Annotated in this window: 16 protein-coding genes; 9 read left to right on the top strand and 7 right to left on the bottom strand. The window is 48.9% G+C overall.

Going from position 1 to position 19,318, the window contains the following annotated elements; genetic code table 11:
- The first annotated feature begins 11 nt into the window (after positions 1 to 11).
- From minC to minE, 3 genes are read left to right on the top strand one after another with little or no spacing between them, the layout of a single operon-like run.
- Positions 12 to 779, top strand: a complete 768-nt coding sequence (minC, locus tag J3369_RS14815; RefSeq protein WP_349588233.1) for a septum site-determining protein MinC — start codon at positions 12 to 14, stop codon at positions 777 to 779.
- 3 nt (positions 780 to 782) lie between these two features.
- Positions 783 to 1,592, top strand: a complete 810-nt coding sequence (gene minD, locus J3369_RS14810; protein WP_119502091.1) for a septum site-determining protein MinD — start codon at positions 783 to 785, stop codon at positions 1,590 to 1,592.
- The gene (gene minE, locus J3369_RS14805; protein WP_119502090.1) at positions 1,592 to 1,846 is read left to right on the top strand and encodes a cell division topological specificity factor MinE; all 255 of its coding nucleotides are present in this window, start codon (positions 1,592 to 1,594) and stop codon (positions 1,844 to 1,846) included. Before minD ends, minE begins: the two co-directional genes overlap by 1 nt.
- A 3-nt stretch (positions 1,847 to 1,849) precedes the next feature.
- Here the strand turns inward: minE and J3369_RS14800 are convergent, their stop codons facing one another.
- The 4 genes from J3369_RS14800 to J3369_RS14785 form a co-directional block, all read right to left on the bottom strand.
- Positions 1,850 to 2,452, bottom strand: a complete 603-nt coding sequence (locus J3369_RS14800; protein ID WP_303572968.1) for an acyl carrier protein phosphodiesterase — start codon at positions 2,450 to 2,452, stop codon at positions 1,850 to 1,852.
- Positions 2,453 to 2,506: 54 nt separating this feature from the next.
- Positions 2,507 to 4,054, bottom strand: a complete 1,548-nt coding sequence (locus J3369_RS14795) for a S10 family peptidase (RefSeq protein ID WP_349588229.1) — start codon at positions 4,052 to 4,054, stop codon at positions 2,507 to 2,509.
- Positions 4,055 to 4,127: 73 nt separating this feature from the next.
- Positions 4,128 to 5,432 carry a M20/M25/M40 family metallo-hydrolase gene (locus J3369_RS14790; RefSeq protein WP_349588226.1) on the bottom strand — a complete coding sequence of 435 codons (1,305 nt, stop codon included), beginning with the start codon at positions 5,430 to 5,432 and terminating at the stop codon, positions 4,128 to 4,130.
- A gap of 141 nt (positions 5,433 to 5,573) precedes the next feature.
- On the bottom strand, positions 5,574 to 6,527 hold the full coding sequence (locus J3369_RS14785) for a nucleoside hydrolase (protein WP_349588224.1): 954 nt from the start codon (positions 6,525 to 6,527) through the stop codon (positions 5,574 to 5,576).
- A 289-nt stretch (positions 6,528 to 6,816) separates the two neighbouring features.
- On the opposite strand from J3369_RS14785, the gene J3369_RS14780 reads away from it, so the two are divergent.
- The 5 genes from J3369_RS14780 (at position 6,817) to J3369_RS14760 (ending at position 15,102) form a co-directional block, all read left to right on the top strand.
- Positions 6,817 to 7,545 (top strand): class I SAM-dependent methyltransferase, encoded by a 729-nt coding sequence (locus tag J3369_RS14780; protein WP_349588222.1) that lies wholly within the window; start codon positions 6,817 to 6,819, stop codon positions 7,543 to 7,545.
- Positions 7,546 to 7,632: 87 nt separating this feature from the next.
- Positions 7,633 to 8,262, top strand: a complete 630-nt coding sequence (gene upp, locus J3369_RS14775) for a uracil phosphoribosyltransferase (protein WP_349588219.1) — start codon at positions 7,633 to 7,635, stop codon at positions 8,260 to 8,262.
- Between the two features lie 736 nt (positions 8,263 to 8,998).
- The gene (locus J3369_RS14770; protein WP_349588217.1) at positions 8,999 to 11,818 is read left to right on the top strand and encodes a TonB-dependent receptor plug domain-containing protein; all 2,820 of its coding nucleotides are present in this window, start codon (positions 8,999 to 9,001) and stop codon (positions 11,816 to 11,818) included.
- A gap of 30 nt (positions 11,819 to 11,848) precedes the next feature.
- Complete coding sequence (locus tag J3369_RS14765; protein WP_349588215.1) at positions 11,849 to 13,447, top strand: M20/M25/M40 family metallo-hydrolase; 1,599 nt, start codon at positions 11,849 to 11,851, stop codon at positions 13,445 to 13,447.
- 56 nt (positions 13,448 to 13,503) lie between these two features.
- On the top strand, positions 13,504 to 15,102 hold the full coding sequence (locus J3369_RS14760; protein WP_349588212.1) for a peptidase dimerization domain-containing protein: 1,599 nt from the start codon (positions 13,504 to 13,506) through the stop codon (positions 15,100 to 15,102).
- 48 nt (positions 15,103 to 15,150) lie between these two features.
- Here J3369_RS14760 and J3369_RS14755 read toward each other — a convergent pair whose 3' ends face one another.
- Complete coding sequence (locus J3369_RS14755) at positions 15,151 to 15,345, bottom strand: hypothetical protein (protein ID WP_349588209.1); 195 nt, start codon at positions 15,343 to 15,345, stop codon at positions 15,151 to 15,153.
- Positions 15,346 to 15,583: 238 nt separating this feature from the next.
- Between J3369_RS14755 and J3369_RS14750 the strand changes: the two genes are divergently transcribed.
- A complete protein-coding gene (locus J3369_RS14750) occupies positions 15,584 to 16,681 on the top strand; it encodes an RNA polymerase sigma factor (protein ID WP_349588206.1) in 1,098 nt (365 codons plus the stop codon).
- 84 nt (positions 16,682 to 16,765) lie between these two features.
- On the opposite strand, the gene J3369_RS14745 is transcribed toward J3369_RS14750, so the two are convergent.
- Together J3369_RS14745 and J3369_RS14740 are read right to left on the bottom strand one after the other, a co-directional pair.
- The gene (locus J3369_RS14745) at positions 16,766 to 18,199 is read right to left on the bottom strand and encodes a hypothetical protein (RefSeq protein WP_349588203.1); all 1,434 of its coding nucleotides are present in this window, start codon (positions 18,197 to 18,199) and stop codon (positions 16,766 to 16,768) included.
- 238 nt (positions 18,200 to 18,437) lie between these two features.
- Complete coding sequence (locus J3369_RS14740; protein ID WP_119502079.1) at positions 18,438 to 19,295, bottom strand: LysR family transcriptional regulator; 858 nt, start codon at positions 19,293 to 19,295, stop codon at positions 18,438 to 18,440.
- Between the last annotated feature and the right edge of the window lie 23 nt (positions 19,296 to 19,318).

The raw sequence follows: 19,318 nt of genomic DNA, 5'->3' as shown, positions 1-19,318 counted from the left end.
GGATGCGCTTCATGTCACAACAGTGCTTTCGTATGAAAGGCACCACGCTTACCAGTATTGTACTGGAAGTCCTTCATTTCGAACCGGATGAATTTGACACGCAACTGGCGGCGAAAATTGCCAGTGCGCCACATTTTTTCACCCGTTCTTCGCTTATTCTCCATCTCAACGCTACAATGTCGGCAACAGAGTTCGAGTTGCTGGTGGCTTTATGCCGCCGTCATCAGCTACAGCCGATGGCGATAAAGGGTGAAACCGACGGGTTAAAAGCGACGATAAACGATCTTGGTCTGGCTGATATCAGTCAGAGTAAGTTAAGTGAGCGTTCACTGACAGAAGCAAAGCCCGCCGAACCGGAACCGGAGCAGACGCCTGAGCCGGTCACTGAAACCGTAACAATCACCAAAACCACAGAAGTACTTAAGCCGGCAAAAATTGTTGCCCGCCCTGTACGCTCCGGACAGCAGGTGTATGCGGATGGCAGTGATCTGGTGATACTGGGCGCCGTAAGTGAAGGGGCTGAAATCCTGGCGGACGGAAATATTCACGTCTACGGTACCCTGCGCGGTCGCGCGCTGGCGGGCGTAAAAGGTAATACTGAAGCACGAATTTTTTGCCAGAACATGGAAGCTGAGCTGGTATCTATCGCCGGCAGATTCGTGATGCAGGAAAACATACAAAATAAGTGCTGGAAACAACCAGCGCAGGCATATTTAGATGCAGATGCACTTCTTATAGAAGCATTAACCAAACGCAGTGCAGACGCTATTGGGGAATAGTAAATGGCTAAAATTATTGTAGTAACTTCAGGAAAGGGTGGGGTTGGCAAAACAACGTCCAGCGCCGCCATTGCTACAGGTCTGGCACTGGCCGGACACAAAACCGTGGTGATAGATTTCGATGTGGGTTTACGGAATCTTGATCTGATCATGGGCTGCGAGCGACGTGTGGTGTATGACTTTGTTAATGTAATTAATAAAGAAGCCACGCTGAATCAGGCACTGATTAAAGACAAACGTACCGACAACCTGTACATCCTGCCTGCGTCACAGACCAGAGACAAAGATGCACTGACAATGGAAGGTGTCCAGAAGGTACTTAACGATTTATCCGAAGATTATGACTTTATCATTTGTGATTCGCCGGCTGGTATTGAGCAGGGCGCGCAAATGGCACTGTATTTTGCTGATGAAGCTATCGTGGTAACTAACCCGGAAGTCTCTTCAGTGCGGGATTCTGACCGTATCCTGGGTATTCTGCAGAGCAAATCTATGCGTGCAGAACAGGGTAAATCAGTGAAAGAGCACTTGTTGCTGACCCGTTATAACCCGCAACGTGTTGCCACCGCAGAAATGCTGAGTGTTGCTGACGTGGAAGAAATTCTGGCCGTTCCGCTGCTGGGTGTTATTCCGGAGTCTGAGGCGGTTCTGAAAGCGTCTAACCAGGGTACACCGGTCATCCTTGATGATGAATCGAATGCCGGTCAGGCGTACTCTGACGCGGTTCGCAGACTGCTGGGCGAAACGGTAGAACACCGCTTCCTGGACGTTCAAAAGAAAGGTTTCTTTAAGCGACTGCTGGGAGGTAAATAATGGGTATTTTCGATTATCTGCTGAAAAAAGGTAAGCCTAACACTGCCGCAGTAGCCAAGGAACGCTTGCAGATCATCGTCGCCCATGAGCGCCGTAAACGTTCTCAACCGGATTACCTGCCAATGATGCAGCAGGAAATTCTGCAAGTTATCCGCAAATATGTGCAAATTGCTGATGATGATGTATCGGTGCAACTGGAAAACAGTGACGACTGCAGTGTACTGGAACTGAATATCACTCTGCCTGAGAATTAAACCTCAGACGTTATCGAAGTGAAGGGCCTCCGGGCCCTTTTCTTTTATGTGTTTTCTGAGTGCTTCAAAAAATGCCGGAAAATCTGCAAGCAATGTGTCGTAAACCGGCAATATTTCCTCAAGACTGTTTTCAAACCGGTGTTTAAACCGTATGCGGGATGCAGTGCGGTTCAGTGCCATGCTCACCCCGTCCAGTGAGGCATACACATCCAGCCAGCGATTGTTAATCATACTGCCGGTAACCTGCTGCATGCGTGGTGGCATTTGTCCGGTCCGCTGACCCAGCAGGCGGTATCTGTCTCCACAGAAGTCGTCAAACGGCTGCCGTGAAAATTGCTTCCAGTGGCAAATCAAAAAGTGATCGAATAACACGTCCAGGGTTATGCCGGCAAACCGCCGCCTTGCAGGGCTGAATGTCTTCTTAATGTCCCGTACCCAGGGATGACTGTCAGTAAATTTATCTACGGCCATGTGATTTCGCAGGGCAATATAAACCGGAGCTGGCAGTGAGGTGGTATCCAGTCCCTTCTGAAAATCTCCCAGCAGGTTGCCAAAACAGGAGTCGGGTGTGGGACGGGCAAGAAAAAGGTGAGCGAGATAGTTCATCTGAGGCGTAGTGAATGACAGCCATTCCGGTTAAGGAATGGCTGCAAGGTTGGTTCAGCGATCGTATTTTGCTGCCTGATCTTTAGCCGGCAGGCTGTCGCTGATAAATGTCCGGATGTCATCGTTGGCGGTTTTCAAATCTTCATAACGTAAATACATCATATGGCCACTGCGATAACCTTTAAAGCGCAGACGGTCTTTCATTTTGCCGCCCGGGTCTAACTGGGTCATGGTGTATTTGGCATCAAAGTAATTGGTGGCGCCATCGTAGTAGCCCGACTGAATCATTACGTTCAGGTAAGGGTTAGTTGCCATAGCCTGACGTAAGTCTTTACCGGTATGATTGTTTTCACTGTCCCACGGATGTACCGGACCAAACATATTGTATTTGGTGTCAGTTACAAATTTCAGATCGTTACGCAGATAGTCGTTAATCGCCGGTGTGAAAGAATGCAGCCATGACGTAAGCTCTGCATTGTAGTCCGGTCTGTCACCCAGTTCTTTTTCATCAATGCCCAGGTAACGGCTATCCAGCCGGCCAATGGTTTTGCCCTCATCGCGCAGCAGTGCTTTCCAGAAATACCAGGTGCTGACGTCCAGATTACTTTGTGCAATTTCCTGTTCGCTTAAACCGGAATATGCTGCAAATTGCTTAATGACCTGCTGCGTTTCGGACTCGTCGATCCAGGCGCCTTTTGCCAATGCCGGTAAAAGAGTGTTCAGCGTCCAGGTTTCGACTTCCGGTAGAAACACTTCAAGATTTTTGTTCTGGTATTCAGCAGCCAGTTTTTTGTGAAACCACGCAGCGGCAGCAAAATAGGGCAGGCGGTTAGCGGCTTCTACCGGTCCGTCGCGGTTAATGCCTAATTCTGTAGGGGAAACGAGAATCACGCCGTTCAGGTACATCCACTGCTGTTCCTGCAGCGCCAGCGCCAGTCCGGACACCCGGGTTGTGCCATAGCTTTCACCAATCAGGTATTTAGGTGAGCGCCAGCGGCTCTGACGGGAAACAAATGTGTTGATCCACTCTGCCAGATATTTCACATCGGCATTGACGCCAAAGAACTGAGATTTCTGCTGTTCTTTTGAAGGCATTTTGCCCTCAGCATCTGGCAATACGCGGCTGTATCCCGTATTCACCGGATTCACATAAACGATGTCCGCCACATCCAGAATGGAGTAGGGATTGGTCTTCACGCCGTAAGGTTGTAAGGGATAGCCTTCTTCGTCGATATTCAGCACTTTCGGGCCGGTATAGGCGATGTGCATCCACACGGAAGCGGAGCCCGGACCACCGTTAAAACTGATCACCAGCGGACGGGTGGCAGCATCTTTTACATCATCCCTTTGATAATAAGTATATTGCAAAGTGGCGGTGGGGTTTCCCTCTTCATCCCACACCGGTTGCATACCGGCCGTGGCCGTATAGCTGACTTTCTCGCCGCGGATGGTGGTTTTATGTTTGGTTACGGTGGCGGATTCAACCGGAATGCTGCGTTTGGTTTCAACCGTTTGTTCTGCGGCCAGTGCAGGGGGAATGGTCAGTGTTGCTGACACGCCGAGCACCAGTGCCAGTGCGGAGACGGAACGACGAAGTTTCATAGTATTTCCTCTGTCTTTTTGTTGTTAAACGGGCGCTGTAACCGCGCCCTTTGTATTATTGTGACTTCTGTTTTTATTGCTGTTTCAGGCGGTACAGTAAAATGGCTGCCCGCTTGGACTGAGAAGGCAGTGCTTCAAGGTTGCCTGTTTCATTCACAGTATGACCCGCAGAACCGCTCATGCCCAGTCCGTCAATGGCCATTTCAACGTATGCTGAGGTAAAAGATACATCGGCGGCGCCTGCATTCAGCGGGTTGACCGGTGCCACTTTACCCTGACCTAAATCTTCACTGACATTGCTGTAAATTTCCAGCAGGGCTTTGTTACCGTCTGTTGGTGCCAGAGCGGGGTATCCCTCACCGAATTCAATGGTACTTTGGGTTTTTGGCAGGGATGCAGCGACGATTTCCCGCATTTTATCTTTCACGCGGTTAACCTGGTCTTCCGAAATAGCACGGATATCCCCAGTGACAATGGTGGATTCAGCCACTACGTTGTTCTTGCCAAAGGTGGTACCGCTGTTTGCTTTGCGGTCGTGGGTGACGGCTGTTCCGCCCATGATACGGCCGGGATTATACGTCAGCAGTTCTTCGCTGCGCAGGTCCGTATAGAAGGTGTTTAAAATACGCGAAGCTTCATAAATAGAACCGGCACCCACGTTATCTTTAAAGATTTGAGATGAATGAGAGGGAACGCCTGTAACAGTGAGTGTCCAGTCGATAGAACCACGGCGGGAAATGTTTGCGGTGGCAGGGTTGCCGTCGCCATTTTCAAATCCTATCGCAATATCAGCCCATTTTGCACCGTCGGTCAGAGCCTTTTTCGACAATTCCAGCGGGCGGCCACTCAGTTCTTCATCACCGGTCATGACCACCAGAATGTTCATGTTTTTCAGCTCACCGGCATCATGTAAGGCCCGCAGGGCTTGCAAAATAACCACATCGCCGCCTTTCATATCAGCAATGCCGGGGCCCCGTGCCTGTGTGTCGCTGATTTTTTCGAATGTCTGAAACGGGCTGTCCGGCTCGAACACCGTATCCAGATGTCCGATAAGCAGCATTTTTGGGCCCGTCCCGCCATTCAGTTCTGCAACCAGATGTCCGGCACGGCCAAATGCCGAACCGTCTTCAAAACGGGCATCAAAACCCAGTGCTTTGAATTCAGGAATAAGAACATCTGCCACTTTTTTCACACCGGCAAAATTCATCGTGCCGCTGTTAATATTGACGATATCTTCAAGCAACTTCAGGGCTGCGGGATTAGTTTTATCGATGTAGTCAGCGAGTTGCTGCTCTTTATCTGAAAGTGCTGCCATGGACTGGGTTGCAAATAAAGACAGACCGAGCAAAATAGCGTGTTTCTCAAAGCCCTTTTTCATAGTTCCCTTCTTTTCTTGTTGTGTGTGCAGATGCGCTGTGGCGACGTGGATGTGTGCCACAGCGTAATCTGCCTAAGCTACCCAACAGAGGAACAGAAATGCAAAGCTTTAACGACTAACTTGCGAAAGTCTCCGGTGAAGCTAATTGTCCGTTGCTGCTATCTTTAACCTGGCAATAAAATCGGCGAACGTGAGTTTGGCATCGACCCCGCTGAATACCCGGATTTGTCTTCCTGCAATCTCATCGCCGTAATGACCGTCTGCAGAAATGGTTCTGGCCGGAAGCGCTTCAAAGTGGCTGCTTTCTGTGCTCAGGGCCGACAATAACACCAGCGGATGATCGCCCATGGTCAGTGTGCCTCCTAACTGTACGAACGCCGGCAAATCTGTGTACAAACTGTATAGCCATCTGCTGACCGGTGAGACGGGCAGAAAATCTGCCTGCATTTCTGCTACGGAGTATTGCATCTGACGGTACGTTGAAACCGGTATCTGCCATACCGGTACGCCGGACTGCTCCAGTACATATTTTGCTGCTGCCAGATCTGTGCTGAGGTTATATTCGGGACCACCGTCTGGGTAGTCAGCGCCGCCTATCCAGATAACCGTCATCTTCTCTGCAATTGCCGGCGCCAGTTTCAGTGCTTCAGCCAGATTTGTCAGCGGTCCTCCACAGGTAAACAGCAAAGGCAGGGGACTATCTTTCATGGCCTCAGCCACGATGGCTTTGGCTGCATCCGACGGTTTGTTGTGTTTCTCCCGCTGAATATAATCGTGGCCGGCTGCCACGGAAGGGCCTTCTGTTTTCAGTAGCGTGAGTAAATGTTCTGCACGGCTTTTGCCAATCACAGCGGTATCCTTATTACCGTGAGTCAGGCGGGCCAGGTTTGGATCCGTGCCGGTTACGGTGATCAGTGGTACGGTTGTTTTCGGCGCCAGTAACTGATGGGCGAGGGCTGCCAGACCATCCGGGTCGCCGGCAAAGTCATTATCGACGATCACACGGTAAGCCGGGTTTTGCGGTATAAGTTTTTGTACCGCCACGGCAGGCAGTGAGAGGATAAGAAAGCATAGTGGCAAAATATAAGCAGACATAGGCAATTGAGCAGAATTCGTTGTTAACAGGTTGTTGCGATTCTGAGGCGGAAGACAGGCCAAAGTAAAATTGGTATTTTTTAAAAGGGTATAGGCTGTCGCTATATTTGCGTTTTTGGTGATATTTCGCTGAAAGTCGCAGATAGCAGGGTAGCGCGTATTTAAATTTTTATTGAACTGTGTAATCTGGAACTCCGTAGCAGTGTAAACAGGTAAACATTCAGGTGACCGTTTACCCGGCCCGGTTCACTCAGTTTTGGATGAAATCATCTACCCCCTCAGGATCGCAATGGATAGCATTAAGCTCGTAAAAAACACCAGGGAAGAAACCGCTGTTATTGAGGCGCATATTCGTGAAGTCGCAGGCAATACCGGTGAACTTAAAATACTGGAAGCCGGCTGCGGGCAAAAATGGCCTCTTAAGCTGGAAGGGATCCCCCGTCATATCACCGGCGTTGATATTGATGAGGCTGCACTGGCTCTGAGGCAGCAAATTCACGGCGATTTGCAGAATATCATCACCGGCGATTTGCGCGCCTTGTCTTTACCTGCAGCACATTTCGACGTTATTTATACTTCTTACGTGCTCGAACATATCGAGAATATCGATAAAGTACTGGAGAACTTCGCCCTGTGGCTGAAACCGGGAGGCGTTGTCGTGATTAAAGTGCCGGACCGTGACACGGTGTACGGTTTTCTTGCCCGCCATACTCCGCACTGGCTCCATGTTGCCTATTACAGATATATAAAAGGTAAAAAGCATGCCGGTAAGCCCGGTCACATCCCTTATCCTATTGTTTACGACCCTCAGTTGTCCCGCTCCGGTATCAAGGCTTTCTGCGCAAAGCACCAGCTCACGCTATGCAAAGAAATGGGGAAGAATAATTACCTGCGAAAGCGGGCCAAAAAAGATAAGATTGTTCGTGTAGTGGCACAAGTGATCAGTAGACTGTCAGGCAATAAGTTGGCCTGGCATTACAACGACATTATTTTTATCATTCAAAAACCAGCCAGTTAGTGCCATTATCCGGCTAACTGTTATGCGTGTTCTCAAGGGACACGCATGATGCCTTTTATCCATCATAATCTTACTCAGGAGCACGTCATGGCTGTTCATGAAATCAAGCACCCGTTAATCCAGCATAAAATCGGTCTGATGAGAGAAGCGTCGGTCTCGAGTAAAGATTTTCGTGAATTAGCCAGTGAAGTAGGCAATCTGCTGACCTACGAGGCCACACGTGACTTGCCCACAGAAACAGCACAAATTGAAGGGTGGACCGGTGAGAAACTCAATGTTGAACAGATCAAAGGAAAGAAAATCACTATTGTCCCTATTCTGCGCGCTGGTCTGGGTATGCTGGACGGGGTACTACAGTTAATCCCGAATGCCCGTATCAGCGTGGTGGGGTTATACCGGGACGAGCAAACCCTTGAGCCGGTACCATATTTCGACAAGGTCGTAAAAGATATTGATGCCAGGACCGCGCTGATTGTCGACCCCATGCTGGCCACCGGGGGCACGCTCATCGCGACTATCGATTTGCTGAAACAGAAAGGGTGTGAGCACATCATGGGGTTATTTCTGGTTGCTGCTCCTGAAGGGATTGAAGCTGTACAGAAAGTGCACCCGGATGTTGATATTTATACGGCATCCATAGATGAGCGGCTGAATGAGAAGGGGTACATCCTGCCCGGACTGGGGGATGCCGGCGATAAAATTTTCGGCACGCGGTAACAAATTGCTTAAAAGGACTTACCTGAGCTGATTTCTCTCTTATCTACGAATTCCAAAATGGTGCAAAAGAATCATTAATTTGAATAACTATGCACAGTGCGGATGCTTTATTTACCTTCCAGTACCATGTTACTGACACAAATTGACGGGTTATACGATCAAAGGTGTCAGTATTTCCTCCTTTTAATTCTGTATTTCAACGCAGCATTAACGCCAGGGTTGTTAATTTTATCCCTATACTTAATGTTTATTGAGATATACATCCTAAAATTGGCCAGATGTTACACTGTATCAGTATATCTTTGCCTCCTGTGCAATTTCATTAACGGTGCATCAAATGAGTGCGAATTATTCTTTAGTATAAAGTAAGCTAATTTGCACATAAGAATTTTTTATGCATTTTAATGTGCATAAACATTTTTAATTTCTGCATAAGTGACAATATTTATAAAACTTATATGTTGATCGTTTGTAAATAAGTCTTTCTTATGTTCGTAACGCGCTGAATTTACGAATATAAATCTTTATTCCCTTGTTAAAAATTCCATGCGAATAATTATTCTCTGATAAAAATTACTTAAATCAATGTTTTAGGTACGGCATGTGCAATACCTCTCCTGCAACAAGCACATTTACTGAGTAAAGCTGAAAAATAAACCGCGCCAGTTCTGTAGTCGGACGCACCTCAAATAATCAGCAGTTGAAAGCAAGCACAGCTTAAACAGGAGATACACATATGAAGGTGAACACCCCATTCCCCACCCGAAAACTCTATCTGGCGGTAGCGATTGCGAGCAGTTTGTCATCCCAGGCCTTCGCACAGGAAAGCGAAACGTCTGTACCGGCAGCAGAAGAACAAAAAGTTGAGTCCATTCAGGTGACCGGTTCACGGGTTTCCCGTGACGGTTACGATACCCCTACACCGGTTGCGTCAATGTCTGAAGAAGATATTAATACCTTCGCACCAAACAGTGTGGCTGACTTTGTCAACACCATGCCGTCGGTATCAGGCAGTTCCACAGCCTCAACCAGTTCCGGTTCACTGAGTAACGGTGCTTCCGGTATTGCCGCATTAAACCTGCGGGCACTGGGAACAGGCCGTACACTGGTATTATTTGATGGTCAGCGTTCTGTGGTATCAGCGTCAACCGGTCAGGTCGACACAAACACATTCCCTCAGTCGCTGATCAAGCGCGTAGAAATCGTTACCGGCGGTGCCTCTTCTGTTTACGGTTCTGATGCCATCTCCGGGGTGGTGAACTTCATTCTTGATAAAGAGTACACCGGTTTTAAATCGCAGGTGGAATACGGCGAAACGACTTACGGCGACCGTGAAAACAGCAAAATCGTACTGACTTACGGTTCTGAACTGGGCAACGGCGATGGCCACCTGTTACTCAGTGGTGAGGTCTTCCGTGCTAACGGTATCCACTACACCACCCGTGATTATGCCGAGCAGGGCAACGTGGCGATGATCAATCCGGACACATCTGAAGGCGCGCCGTATTTCTATACCGGCAGCGGTATCGGTATTTCTAACTACACCCCGGGCGGTTTAATTGCGTCAGGCCCGCTGGCCGGCACATACTTCGGTGTTGACGGTGTGGCAGGTCAACTGGCAACCGGCGCAACATCCGGACAATGGATGCAGGGCGGCGACTGGGAATACACCACGTCGGGTATGCTCGGCACAAACTCTCTGGCAGCAGACCTCGACAGGAAAAACCTGTTTGGACGGTTAAGCTGGATGTTCGGTGAAACCGAAGTGTTCCTGCAAGGTTCTTATGCCGAGTATGAAGGCTTAAGTTACTACATTAATCCCACCACGAAAGGTGTAACCATTTACGCGGACAATGCGTATCTGCCTGAGTCTGTGGCTACTCAAATGGCTACCCTGGGACTGGACAGTTTCTCTTTGAATACCAGTAACGTGGATATGCCGGCATCAGGTTCGAATAACAAGCGTGATACCACCCGAATTGTGGGCGGAGCAAAAGGTGAATTTGCACTGTCTGACAAGTACTTCCTGTGGGATGTGTACTACCAGCACGGTAAAACCAATACCGACGAACACATGACACCAACCTACAATACTTCCCGTTTATCTCTGGCGACAGATGCTGTGGTTGACCCGGATACCGGTAATATTGTTTGTCGTTCTACTCTGACTGATCCTACAAATGGCTGTGTACCGCTGAACCGGATGGGTGTTGGCGTTGCAAGCGAAGAAGCACTGGCTTATGTACTGGGCCAGCCGCGTCGTAAACAGGAGTTTATCCAGGACGTTGCGGCAATTAACTTCAGTACATCCGATATCGACGGTTGGGCGGGCCCCATTTCTCTGGCTTTCGGTGCTGAGTACCGTAAAGAAGAAATGGATGGCTCGGTCGATGAGGAATATTCATCAGGCTGGAAGTACGGTAACTATAAAGTGACCGAAGGTTCTTACAATGTAAAAGAAGCTTACCTGGAAGCCCTGGTGCCGGTTATTGAAGACTTAGATTTCAACGGCGCTGTACGTTATACCGATTACAGTACCTCCGGCGGTGTGACCACCTGGAAAACCGGCTTCACCTGGTCGCCAATTGACGATGCGACTTTCCGTATCACCAAGTCAAAAGATATTCGTGCACCAAACTTGTCTGAGCTTTATGCCGCAGGTACGGCACGCTCTAACTCGGTCACCATCAACGGCGCTTCTGTGCCAATGGTGCAGAACCTTCAGGGGAACCCCAATGTGTCTCCGGAAGAGGCGGATTCATTTGGTTTAGGTGTGGTGTTACGCCCGGGTTTCCTGGAAGGATTCTCAGCAACCATCGACTACTACGAAGTGGAAGTTGACGGCGTTATCGGCTATGTCACAGCAGATACTACCGCTGAATACTGTGTTGAGTACGGCGTTCAGAAGTACTGCGACAACATGATTTATGACGAGTCCGGTACGCTGCAAACCATTAACCTGCTGTATGACAACCTGAACTCTATGTCTGCTAAAGGTGTGGACTACGATGTGACTTACCGCTTCGCTATGGGCGATCTGTACAGTGGTATTCCCGGGGACGTAAAACTGCGCTTCCTGGCCACCAATTACCTTGAAGCCATCACCGATGACGGTACTACCGCCATTGATGAAGCCGGCTCAAACGCAGGCTCAACGCCGGACTGGAAGTTCCGTGCTTCTGTCACTTACGACCTGGACGACATGCGTTTTGATTTAACTGCCCGTGGCATCAGTGAAGGCACGTTAAGCAATGCATACATCGAGTGTTCAACCGATTGTCCGGTAAGCAGCGCGCCTTACTACACCATTAATGACAATACCGTAGCCAGCAAAGTGTTCTTCGATGCCTACGCATCAAAAACATTCAGCTTTGACAACACCGGTGACTTTGAGCTGTATCTGCAAATTAAGAATCTGTTCAATACCGATCCTGCGGTTGTTACTTATCCGGCTTATCAGGGTTCTGAGAACCGTCCGGGCTATCTGGCAACAAACCGTTCTTTATATGACGTACTTGGCCGCGAATTCAAAATTGGCTTCCGTGTGAACATGTAATCAATGCCCGCAATGAAAAAGGAAAACAGAATGTTTAAAAGAAGCATGACAAGTGCGCTAATCGGACTTTCTCTGGCGGGATTGTCGCTGGCAGCAGATGCTGCCACCGGCATGTCGCAGAATGAGCGCATGGATGCGAAAAAAGCGTTAATTAAAGCCATTGACGGTAAAGCCAAACAGGCGCAAATCATGAACGATATGATTTTCAGCTTTGGTGAGCTTGGCTTTCAGGAATTCCAGACCTCAAAGTATTTAACCGACCTGCTGAAGGAAAATGGTTTTACTGTAGAGCAGGGGATTTCCGGCATCCCTACCGCCTGGATGGCAACCTGGGGTGAAGGTGAACCGGTCATTGCACTGGGATCAGACATTGACGGTATTCCTAAAGCGTCGCAGAAACCCGGTGTGGCTTACCACGATCCAGTTATCGAAGGTGCGCCTGGCCACGGTGAAGGGCATAACTCAGGTCAGGTGGTAAATATCATTGCGATTCTGGCCGTGAAAGAGTTCATGGAAGAACATGGCCTGAAAGGCACCATTAAGGTATGGCCGGGTGTAGCGGAAGAGCAGTTGGGTACTAAAGCCTATTATGTTCGTGACGGCTACTTTAAAGATGTCGACGCCGTATTGTTCTCACACGTGTCTAACGGTTTTGGCACGAGCTGGGGTGGCGGCCGTGGTAATGGCCTGATTTCTGTTCAGTACAACTTCTACGGTGAATCCGCTCACAGTGCCGGTTCCCCCTGGCGTGGCCGCAGTGCGCTTGATGCTGTGGAGTTAATGGAAGTGGGTATGAGCTATCGCCGTGAGCACTTACGTCTGTCACAGCGTACGCACTCTATCGTGGTTGACGGCGGCGACCAGCCGAACGTTGTACCATCAAAAGCGAGTCGCTGGTATTTCTTCCGTGAAACCGACTATCCGCATATTAAATCCCTGTGGGAAATCGGTGACAAAATGGCAGAAGGGGCGTCATTGATGTCAAACACTACCTGGGACTCTGTTGTTCTGGGTTCTGCCTGGCCGCAGCACATGAATAAAGCCATTGCTGAAGACGCTTATGAGAATATCAAACTGGTAGGTATGCCAGAGTGGTCGGCTGATGATATTGAGCTGGCCAAAGCGTTGCAAAAAGAGATTGGTGTGGAGCCGGAAGGACTGAATACCGAAATTAATGAGCTCACTGATCCACCTGATCTCAAGAAAAACATGGGAGGCGGCTCAGATGATATCGGTGATATCTCCTGGCAAGTGCCCACCATTACACTGCGCTACCCGGCAAACATTCCTAACTTGCCCGGTCACAACTGGTCTAACGCTGTAGCGATGGCAACGCCAATTGCTCATAAAGGGGTAGTTGCAGGTGCGAAAGCTCAGGCGCTGACCCTATTTGACCTGCTTACCGATGAATCGCTGATGGATGCTGCCCGTGATTACTACGAGAACGTGCAGACCAAAGACGCTTCTTACACGCCGTTGCTGCGCGAACAGGATCAACCGGCAGTGCACCTGAACAAAGGTATTATGGCGGAGTTTAAAGGCGATATGTCTGAGTTTTATTACGACCCTGAAAAATACGACACATACCTTGAACAGCTGGGTATTTCTTATCCCACTGTGCGCGAGTAACTGTCATACCGAATGCAGGCGGTATTGCCGCCTGCCAGATTTTTTCAGGAGTGTTTATGAAACGTTTTTACCGTAATGCACTGACAGCGGCACTGTTATCTGCAGGCATGATGATGACCGCCTCTGCCACCACGCTGACAGAAGCGCAGCGGGATGCTGCGAAAACAGAACTGGTGAGTGCTGTTGATGAACAGGCCAAGCTGGCGCAGGTCATGAACGATATGATTTTCAGCTTTGGCGAGCTGGGTTTTCAGGAAACGGAAACTTCGGCGTATCTGACTAAATTTCTGACAGAGCAGGGTTTTGACGTAGAGCAGGGCATTTCCGGTATTCCTACTGCCTGGTATGCCAAATGGGGGTCAGGTAAACCGGTGATAGCGCTGGGCACCGATCTTGACGGTATACCCAAAGCTTCACAGAAGCCCGGTGTGGCTTATCACGACCCAATTGTGGAAGGTGCGCCAGGACACGGTGAAGGTCATAACTCCGGTCAGGTTGTGAATATTATCGCCGCGCTGGCGATGAAAGATTACATGATCAAAAACAACATTGAAGGCACCATCGTACTCTGGCCGGGCGTTGCTGAAGAGCAACTGGCTACCAAAGCGTACTATGTTCGCGACGGTTATTTTGATGATGTGGATGCTGTGTTGTATTCCCATGTGGGCAGCGGCTTCGGTACTTTCTACGGTAATCCGTTTTTTTCCGGGCTGGTGTCAGTTAAATATAATTTTTACGGTGAATCTGCTCACAGTGCGGGCTCCCCCTGGCGCGGACGCAGTGCGCTGGATGCGGTTGAACTGATGAGTGTTGGCATGAACTACCGCCGCGAGCACTTGCGGATTGCCCAGCGTACGCACTCGGTGATTGTGGATGGTGGTGACCAGCCGAACGTGGTGCCACCCAAAGCAACCGCATGGTATTACTTCCGTGAAATGGACTACCCCCATATCAAAGCACTGTGGGAAGTCGGCGATAAAATGGCGGAAGGTGCGGCACTGATGACCAACACCAGTTGGGACTCTGTGGTAATGGGCACTGCATGGCCGGGCCATTTCAACAAGCCGCTGGCGCTGGCAGCCTATGAGAATATCAAGAAAATAGGCATGCCTGAATGGTCGGAAGATGATCAGACGTTAGCGAAAGCGCTGCAAAAAGAAATTGGTTCAGAAGTTACCGGCCTGCCGGAAAAAGTGATGCCTATTTTTGAGCCGCCTCCGCTGGAAAAACTCACTGGCGGTGGTTCTGATGATGTGGGGGATATCGCCTGGACTGTGCCGACAATCTTTATGCTGTATCCGTCGAACATTCCAAATCTGCCTGGCCACAACTGGGCGAATGCGGTATCGATGGCAACGCCTATTGCCCATAAAGGCATTATTGCCGGCGCGAAAGCACATGCTATGACGATGGTCGATTTATTCACTGATCCGGCACTGTTGCCACAGATGCAGGACTATTTCGATAACGTGCAGACCAAAGACGTGAAGTATCAGTCTTTACTCCGTGACGGCGATGAGCCGCAAATTAATCTCAACGAAAATATCATGAAGCAGTATCGCGGTGAAATGCGTAAGTTCTACTACGATCCTGAAAAGTACGACACCTATCTGGAACAGCTGGGCGTGTCGTATCCCATGGTGCGGGACGAGTAAATAAGAAGGAAATGCAGTGATGTCTGACAAGAACCGGACCGGATGCCCTCATTGCTTTGCCCTTGAAAAAGAGGCAAGGGTAGTCAGGTTTCTTGTCGGATTGATCCTGCTGATGATTTTTTTAACTTTTCCGCTGCCGCCGGCCATTGCGGCAGGATAAACAAAGCGATGCAGCGGAAAGATAACCGGGTCCACCACTTTAGTTAAAGCGGTAAGACGGCCCCCGCAGCGGGGGCATTTCATGTGTACGTGCTCTGTTGAGCGTTTCGGGCAACCATCTGGTTGCCCTTTTTTTTACTTTTTTTGTCACAAAATACCCTCCCGCGGTTTCTTTGTACTGAACATGTCAGATATATCCTGACTATGACAGTTAACAGGGAATAATTATGCTAGAAGATAAAATGGCTGCAGACACTTTCACGACGCCCCGCAAGCCGGTAAGGTTAATCAGTTTCGTTTCACGCGTTGCGGAGGGAGCATTATGAGTGCACAGATTATTGAGAAGGATGTCCGTTTAGCCATGACTGGTGATACATCCGCATTTACCCGTTTAATTGAGGCGACACGAAATACCATCAGCAGTATTGCACTGGCAGTGGTGAAAGATCTTGACGCCAGTGAAGAAGTCACCCAGCAGGTGTATATTCAATGCTGGCAAAAATTGGGCACATTAAAAAATCCTGCCAGTTTTCTGCCCTGGGTACGTCAGGTTACCCGCTATACCGCTTTCAACTATTTGCGGGATAACAAGGTATCCTCACGGGCTGACAGCGAGGAAGCCGACAAGCTGTTTGAACAGTTCTGTAACGACAGTGATGAACCTGTTCAGGCGTTTAGCCGTGATCAACAGGCTTTGGTATTAAGCAAAGTGGTAGATGAGTTGCCTGAAGAGGCCCGGGAGGTAGTTTTGTTGTATTACCGGGAAGAGCAATCCGGTGCTCAGGTAGCACGCTTGCTGAATATTTCTGATGATGCCGTACGGCAGCAGCTTCACCGTGCCCGTTTATCTCTGCGTGAAAAACTGATGGAAAAGTACGGATCGCTGATCCTTTCAACTGCGCCGGCTCTGACAATCAGCAGTGCTGTTTTATTTGGTGCCGGGTTCAGCACACCGGCTCATGCAGCAACCGGTTCTGTCGCTAAAGGCGGGTTCTGGGGGGCTGTGAAATGGCTGTTCAGTGGTGCCATGATGGCCGCTGCCGCCGGCGCATTAACCGTATACATGAGCACCAGTATTCCCCTGCGTTATATGCAGCATGAAGAGCGCAAAGCCGCACTGAAAAAAGAGCGGAACAGAACCGTTACAGCGACGCTGATTGCCGGTGCGCTGTGGACAGCGGCCTATGAGTTTACAACGGGTTGGGCGGGGCCGGTTCTGATGTACCAGGTGATGATGGGCATCATCATTGTACAAACCGTCAAGATGCAAAATATGATTCTGGCCGATCAACTATCTGCCGGGCAGACAAGGCAAAAATCCGTCGGGTTATTCTGCGGACGGTTCGGACTCTATGCAGGATTACTGATGGGCAATGCTGCTATGTTCTACGGGTTGTATGAGAGCGGGAGACTCCTTTGAGTCTCCTCAGCAGGCAGACAGCTCTGTCACCATGTTAGCTCTGCCACTTTGAAGTACCTGGTTGCCTTAAGTTAGCCTTATATACTATTTGTTTTTCGCCCATAAATTCTGATGCTTTTTAAAGCTGAAAAAGTTGAAGGGCTCCCAGAGACCGGGCACCAAATCGTCGATGGCATCAGGGATAAAGTTGCCTGACAACTGACTCATTATTTCACTCAACCTGTCTTTCCCCATACGCATTAACTTTTTCCGGTTGGCGGGAAAGTACAGGTTTCTTCCCTTAGGAATGATTTCTTGCGCACCGCTTGAAATGTACTTCTGATTTCTTGTTACCACTTTGCACAGAGGTTCTGCCGGATTAGGGGGATTGAGCCCAATCACGATGGCGCATTCATATTGATCTTTTTCCTGACCTTTTTCATTGACCGGAATATAGGTAACACCGAAACCTTGCGGGAAGTAACCTACAAGCTCAATGAAATCCTGAGCTAACTGTTTATTTAAGCCATCTTTTTTCGCAAGTTGCTCAATCAGCATATAACCTTTCGGCAAGCTTTTGCGCGAATAGTCTGATTTGGTTGAAAGCACGATAGAAACATAAATTTGTGGAATTTTAACTATCTCACCCAGACCTGTTTTGGAAACAAACGCGTCTTTCACTAATTGATACAGAAATTCGCCGGCGTCTTTATGGGTCTGGACGAACCGGTCTCTTTCTTCCTTATCATTTCCCACATAATCAGGTAGCCCTAAGCCTTCTGAAATGTATCTGAGTGTATAATGGTAGTTAAGCTTCAACAGCGCTTTTCGCTGTGCGTCTTCTAATAACCGGAATTCATTCAGATCACCATTCTCACCTTTGAGGATGGTTTGCGCGGCGGGACTCTGTAAGCCGATATCCTGCAAAAGTGCGGCCAGGATCAGGGGACGTCCCAGCTCAATTTTCCATTTATCACGCCAATAACGGTTTCCACGAAAGCGTGATGCGGATTCGCGATACTTCGACAGATATTTATCAGCGATAGTGTCGTGTGCCAAAAGTCTGTCGGCTAAGCGTAATGTCAGTACGGCCTTATACAAAGGCTTAAGACGCATATGAAGGCGGGCAAAAGTACCCGACGGGCCCCGCGTAAGTAACATCAGCGTTCCAAGCAGCTTCGCGCTGGACTGCTGTGTTTCCTGCCAGTTGTCACCTTCACAAAGTTCGATGATTTTTGTGCTTACGTCGTTCAACCTTTTTAAACGTGCAAGCCTTTCTTCTTTGAGCTTTTCTTTATGATTCTTTATTTGCCGTGCAAGTTGCTCTGCCAGAACTTTTCTTTTTTTATTTCCTTCAATTTTACTGAGTTGCGTTTTTAAATCTTCAACTTGCTTTTCAAGGATTGGAGTATGAGAAAAGTAATCACTGGCATCTTCGAAAACGGAGCCGAAGCCGGTTTCCTGAGGGTAAATCATGTTGATGAGTTGTTTTACTTGCTTTGTGTAAATACTGTCGGGGTTCTGGCTTTGTGCGCTCACCGCTTTCCTTTCAACTACTACTGCGAAATTGCCTGATGTTACTCTCAGCAATTCAAGGCAGACAGGGCAATGGGTACCTGAGCTGACACCATGCCTTGTCTTTACTACCTTACTTCTTATCGGATTTCTGAATGATACCGGAAATTCCGGCAGATTTTGATATTTCTTTTATTAACATGCAGTTGCGGCAATAATGCTCTGATAACATTGTCGGGACGGGAGACTTCTTTGAGTCTCTTCAGCAGGCAGACAGCTCTGTCACCATGGTTTTGGCCAGCAGTTCTATGGCTTCAGAGCGCACTTTCTGCGGATTGACCAGACACACCCCGATATGACCCAGCTCAGGCAGCGCCGGGGACGGGGACAAAATATGCAAGCCGTTCGGTACAGTACTTCTCGCCAGTACGGTAATGCCCAATCCTTCATTGATGGCGGTCTGAATACCGTTGAGATCGCCGATGGTGTACACAATTTGCCACTGCTTACGGTGCTTTCCTAACAGGTTGGTTGCACGTTTTCGGTAAATACAGGGGGCCGGGGCGGCGATAATAGGCAGCTTTTCAGGAATGCTGTTAACAAAGCGCTGACTGCCAACCCACACCAGCTGGTCTGTCACGATGTAACCATCCTGGTCGGGGTCGGGTATCTCCTGCAGGGACAGGATTAAATCGAACTGGTTTTTCAGTGGTTCACACAATAAATCTTTACTCAGCGCACAGTGTACTTCCAGAGAAACTTCCGGATAAGACTGGGTAAAGCGTCGAATGATCTTAGGCATCAGGGTCGTGGAAAATTCACTGGGGATCCCCAGTTTGATATTCCCGCTGACCTGAGGACGACCAAATTCAGCCATCGCCTGGTCATTCAGCATGAGTATTTTCATACCGAATTCCAGCAGCTTGCTGCCTGCCAGCGTCAGAGTAAGACGGTTGCCTTCGCGGGAAAACAGCTTTTCCCCCACCATTTCTTCAAGTTTTTTGATTTGCAGGCTGATAGCTGGTTGTGTGCGTTTTAAACGTTCCGCACATAAAGTGTAGCTACCCGTCTGCGCAATCGTCACAAATGAACGTAAGAAATCCACGGACAAATTTTTCATGGCTACACTCCAAAATAAAAATA

The sequence above is a fragment of the Alteromonas sp. NFXS44 genome, assembly GCF_040148705.1.
Taxonomy (GTDB): Bacteria; Pseudomonadota; Gammaproteobacteria; order Enterobacterales; family Alteromonadaceae; genus Alteromonas.
The sequence above is the reverse complement of the archived record's forward strand: the minus strand, read 5'-3'. Positions and strand labels throughout refer to the sequence as shown.

Bases quoted from the DNA above. Each gene is read 5' to 3' on its own strand.
- J3369_RS14760 (WP_349588212.1), top strand. From the start codon at position 13,504: ATGAAACGTTTTTACCGTAATGCACTGACAGCGGCACTGTTATCTGCA.
- J3369_RS14790 (WP_349588226.1), bottom strand. From the start codon at position 5,432: ATGAAAAAGGGCTTTGAGAAACACGCTATTTTGCTCGGTCTGTCTTTA.
- minD (WP_119502091.1), top strand. From the start codon at position 783: ATGGCTAAAATTATTGTAGTAACTTCAGGAAAGGGTGGGGTTGGCAAA.
- J3369_RS14795 (WP_349588229.1), bottom strand. From the start codon at position 4,054: ATGAAACTTCGTCGTTCCGTCTCCGCACTGGCACTGGTGCTCGGCGTG.
- upp (WP_349588219.1), top strand. From the start codon at position 7,633: ATGGCTGTTCATGAAATCAAGCACCCGTTAATCCAGCATAAAATCGGT.
- J3369_RS14770 (WP_349588217.1), top strand. From the start codon at position 8,999: ATGAAGGTGAACACCCCATTCCCCACCCGAAAACTCTATCTGGCGGTA.
- minC (WP_349588233.1), top strand. From the start codon at position 12: ATGTCACAACAGTGCTTTCGTATGAAAGGCACCACGCTTACCAGTATT.
- J3369_RS14780 (WP_349588222.1), top strand. From the start codon at position 6,817: ATGGATAGCATTAAGCTCGTAAAAAACACCAGGGAAGAAACCGCTGTT.
- J3369_RS14785 (WP_349588224.1), bottom strand. From the start codon at position 6,527: ATGTCTGCTTATATTTTGCCACTATGCTTTCTTATCCTCTCACTGCCT.
- J3369_RS14765 (WP_349588215.1), top strand. From the start codon at position 11,849: ATGTTTAAAAGAAGCATGACAAGTGCGCTAATCGGACTTTCTCTGGCG.
- J3369_RS14800 (WP_303572968.1), bottom strand. From the start codon at position 2,452: ATGAACTATCTCGCTCACCTTTTTCTTGCCCGTCCCACACCCGACTCC.
- minE (WP_119502090.1), top strand. From the start codon at position 1,592: ATGGGTATTTTCGATTATCTGCTGAAAAAAGGTAAGCCTAACACTGCC.
- J3369_RS14740 (WP_119502079.1), bottom strand. From the start codon at position 19,295: ATGAAAAATTTGTCCGTGGATTTCTTACGTTCATTTGTGACGATTGCG.
- J3369_RS14755 (WP_349588209.1), bottom strand. From the start codon at position 15,345: ATGAAATGCCCCCGCTGCGGGGGCCGTCTTACCGCTTTAACTAAAGTG.
- J3369_RS14750 (WP_349588206.1), top strand. From the start codon at position 15,584: ATGAGTGCACAGATTATTGAGAAGGATGTCCGTTTAGCCATGACTGGT.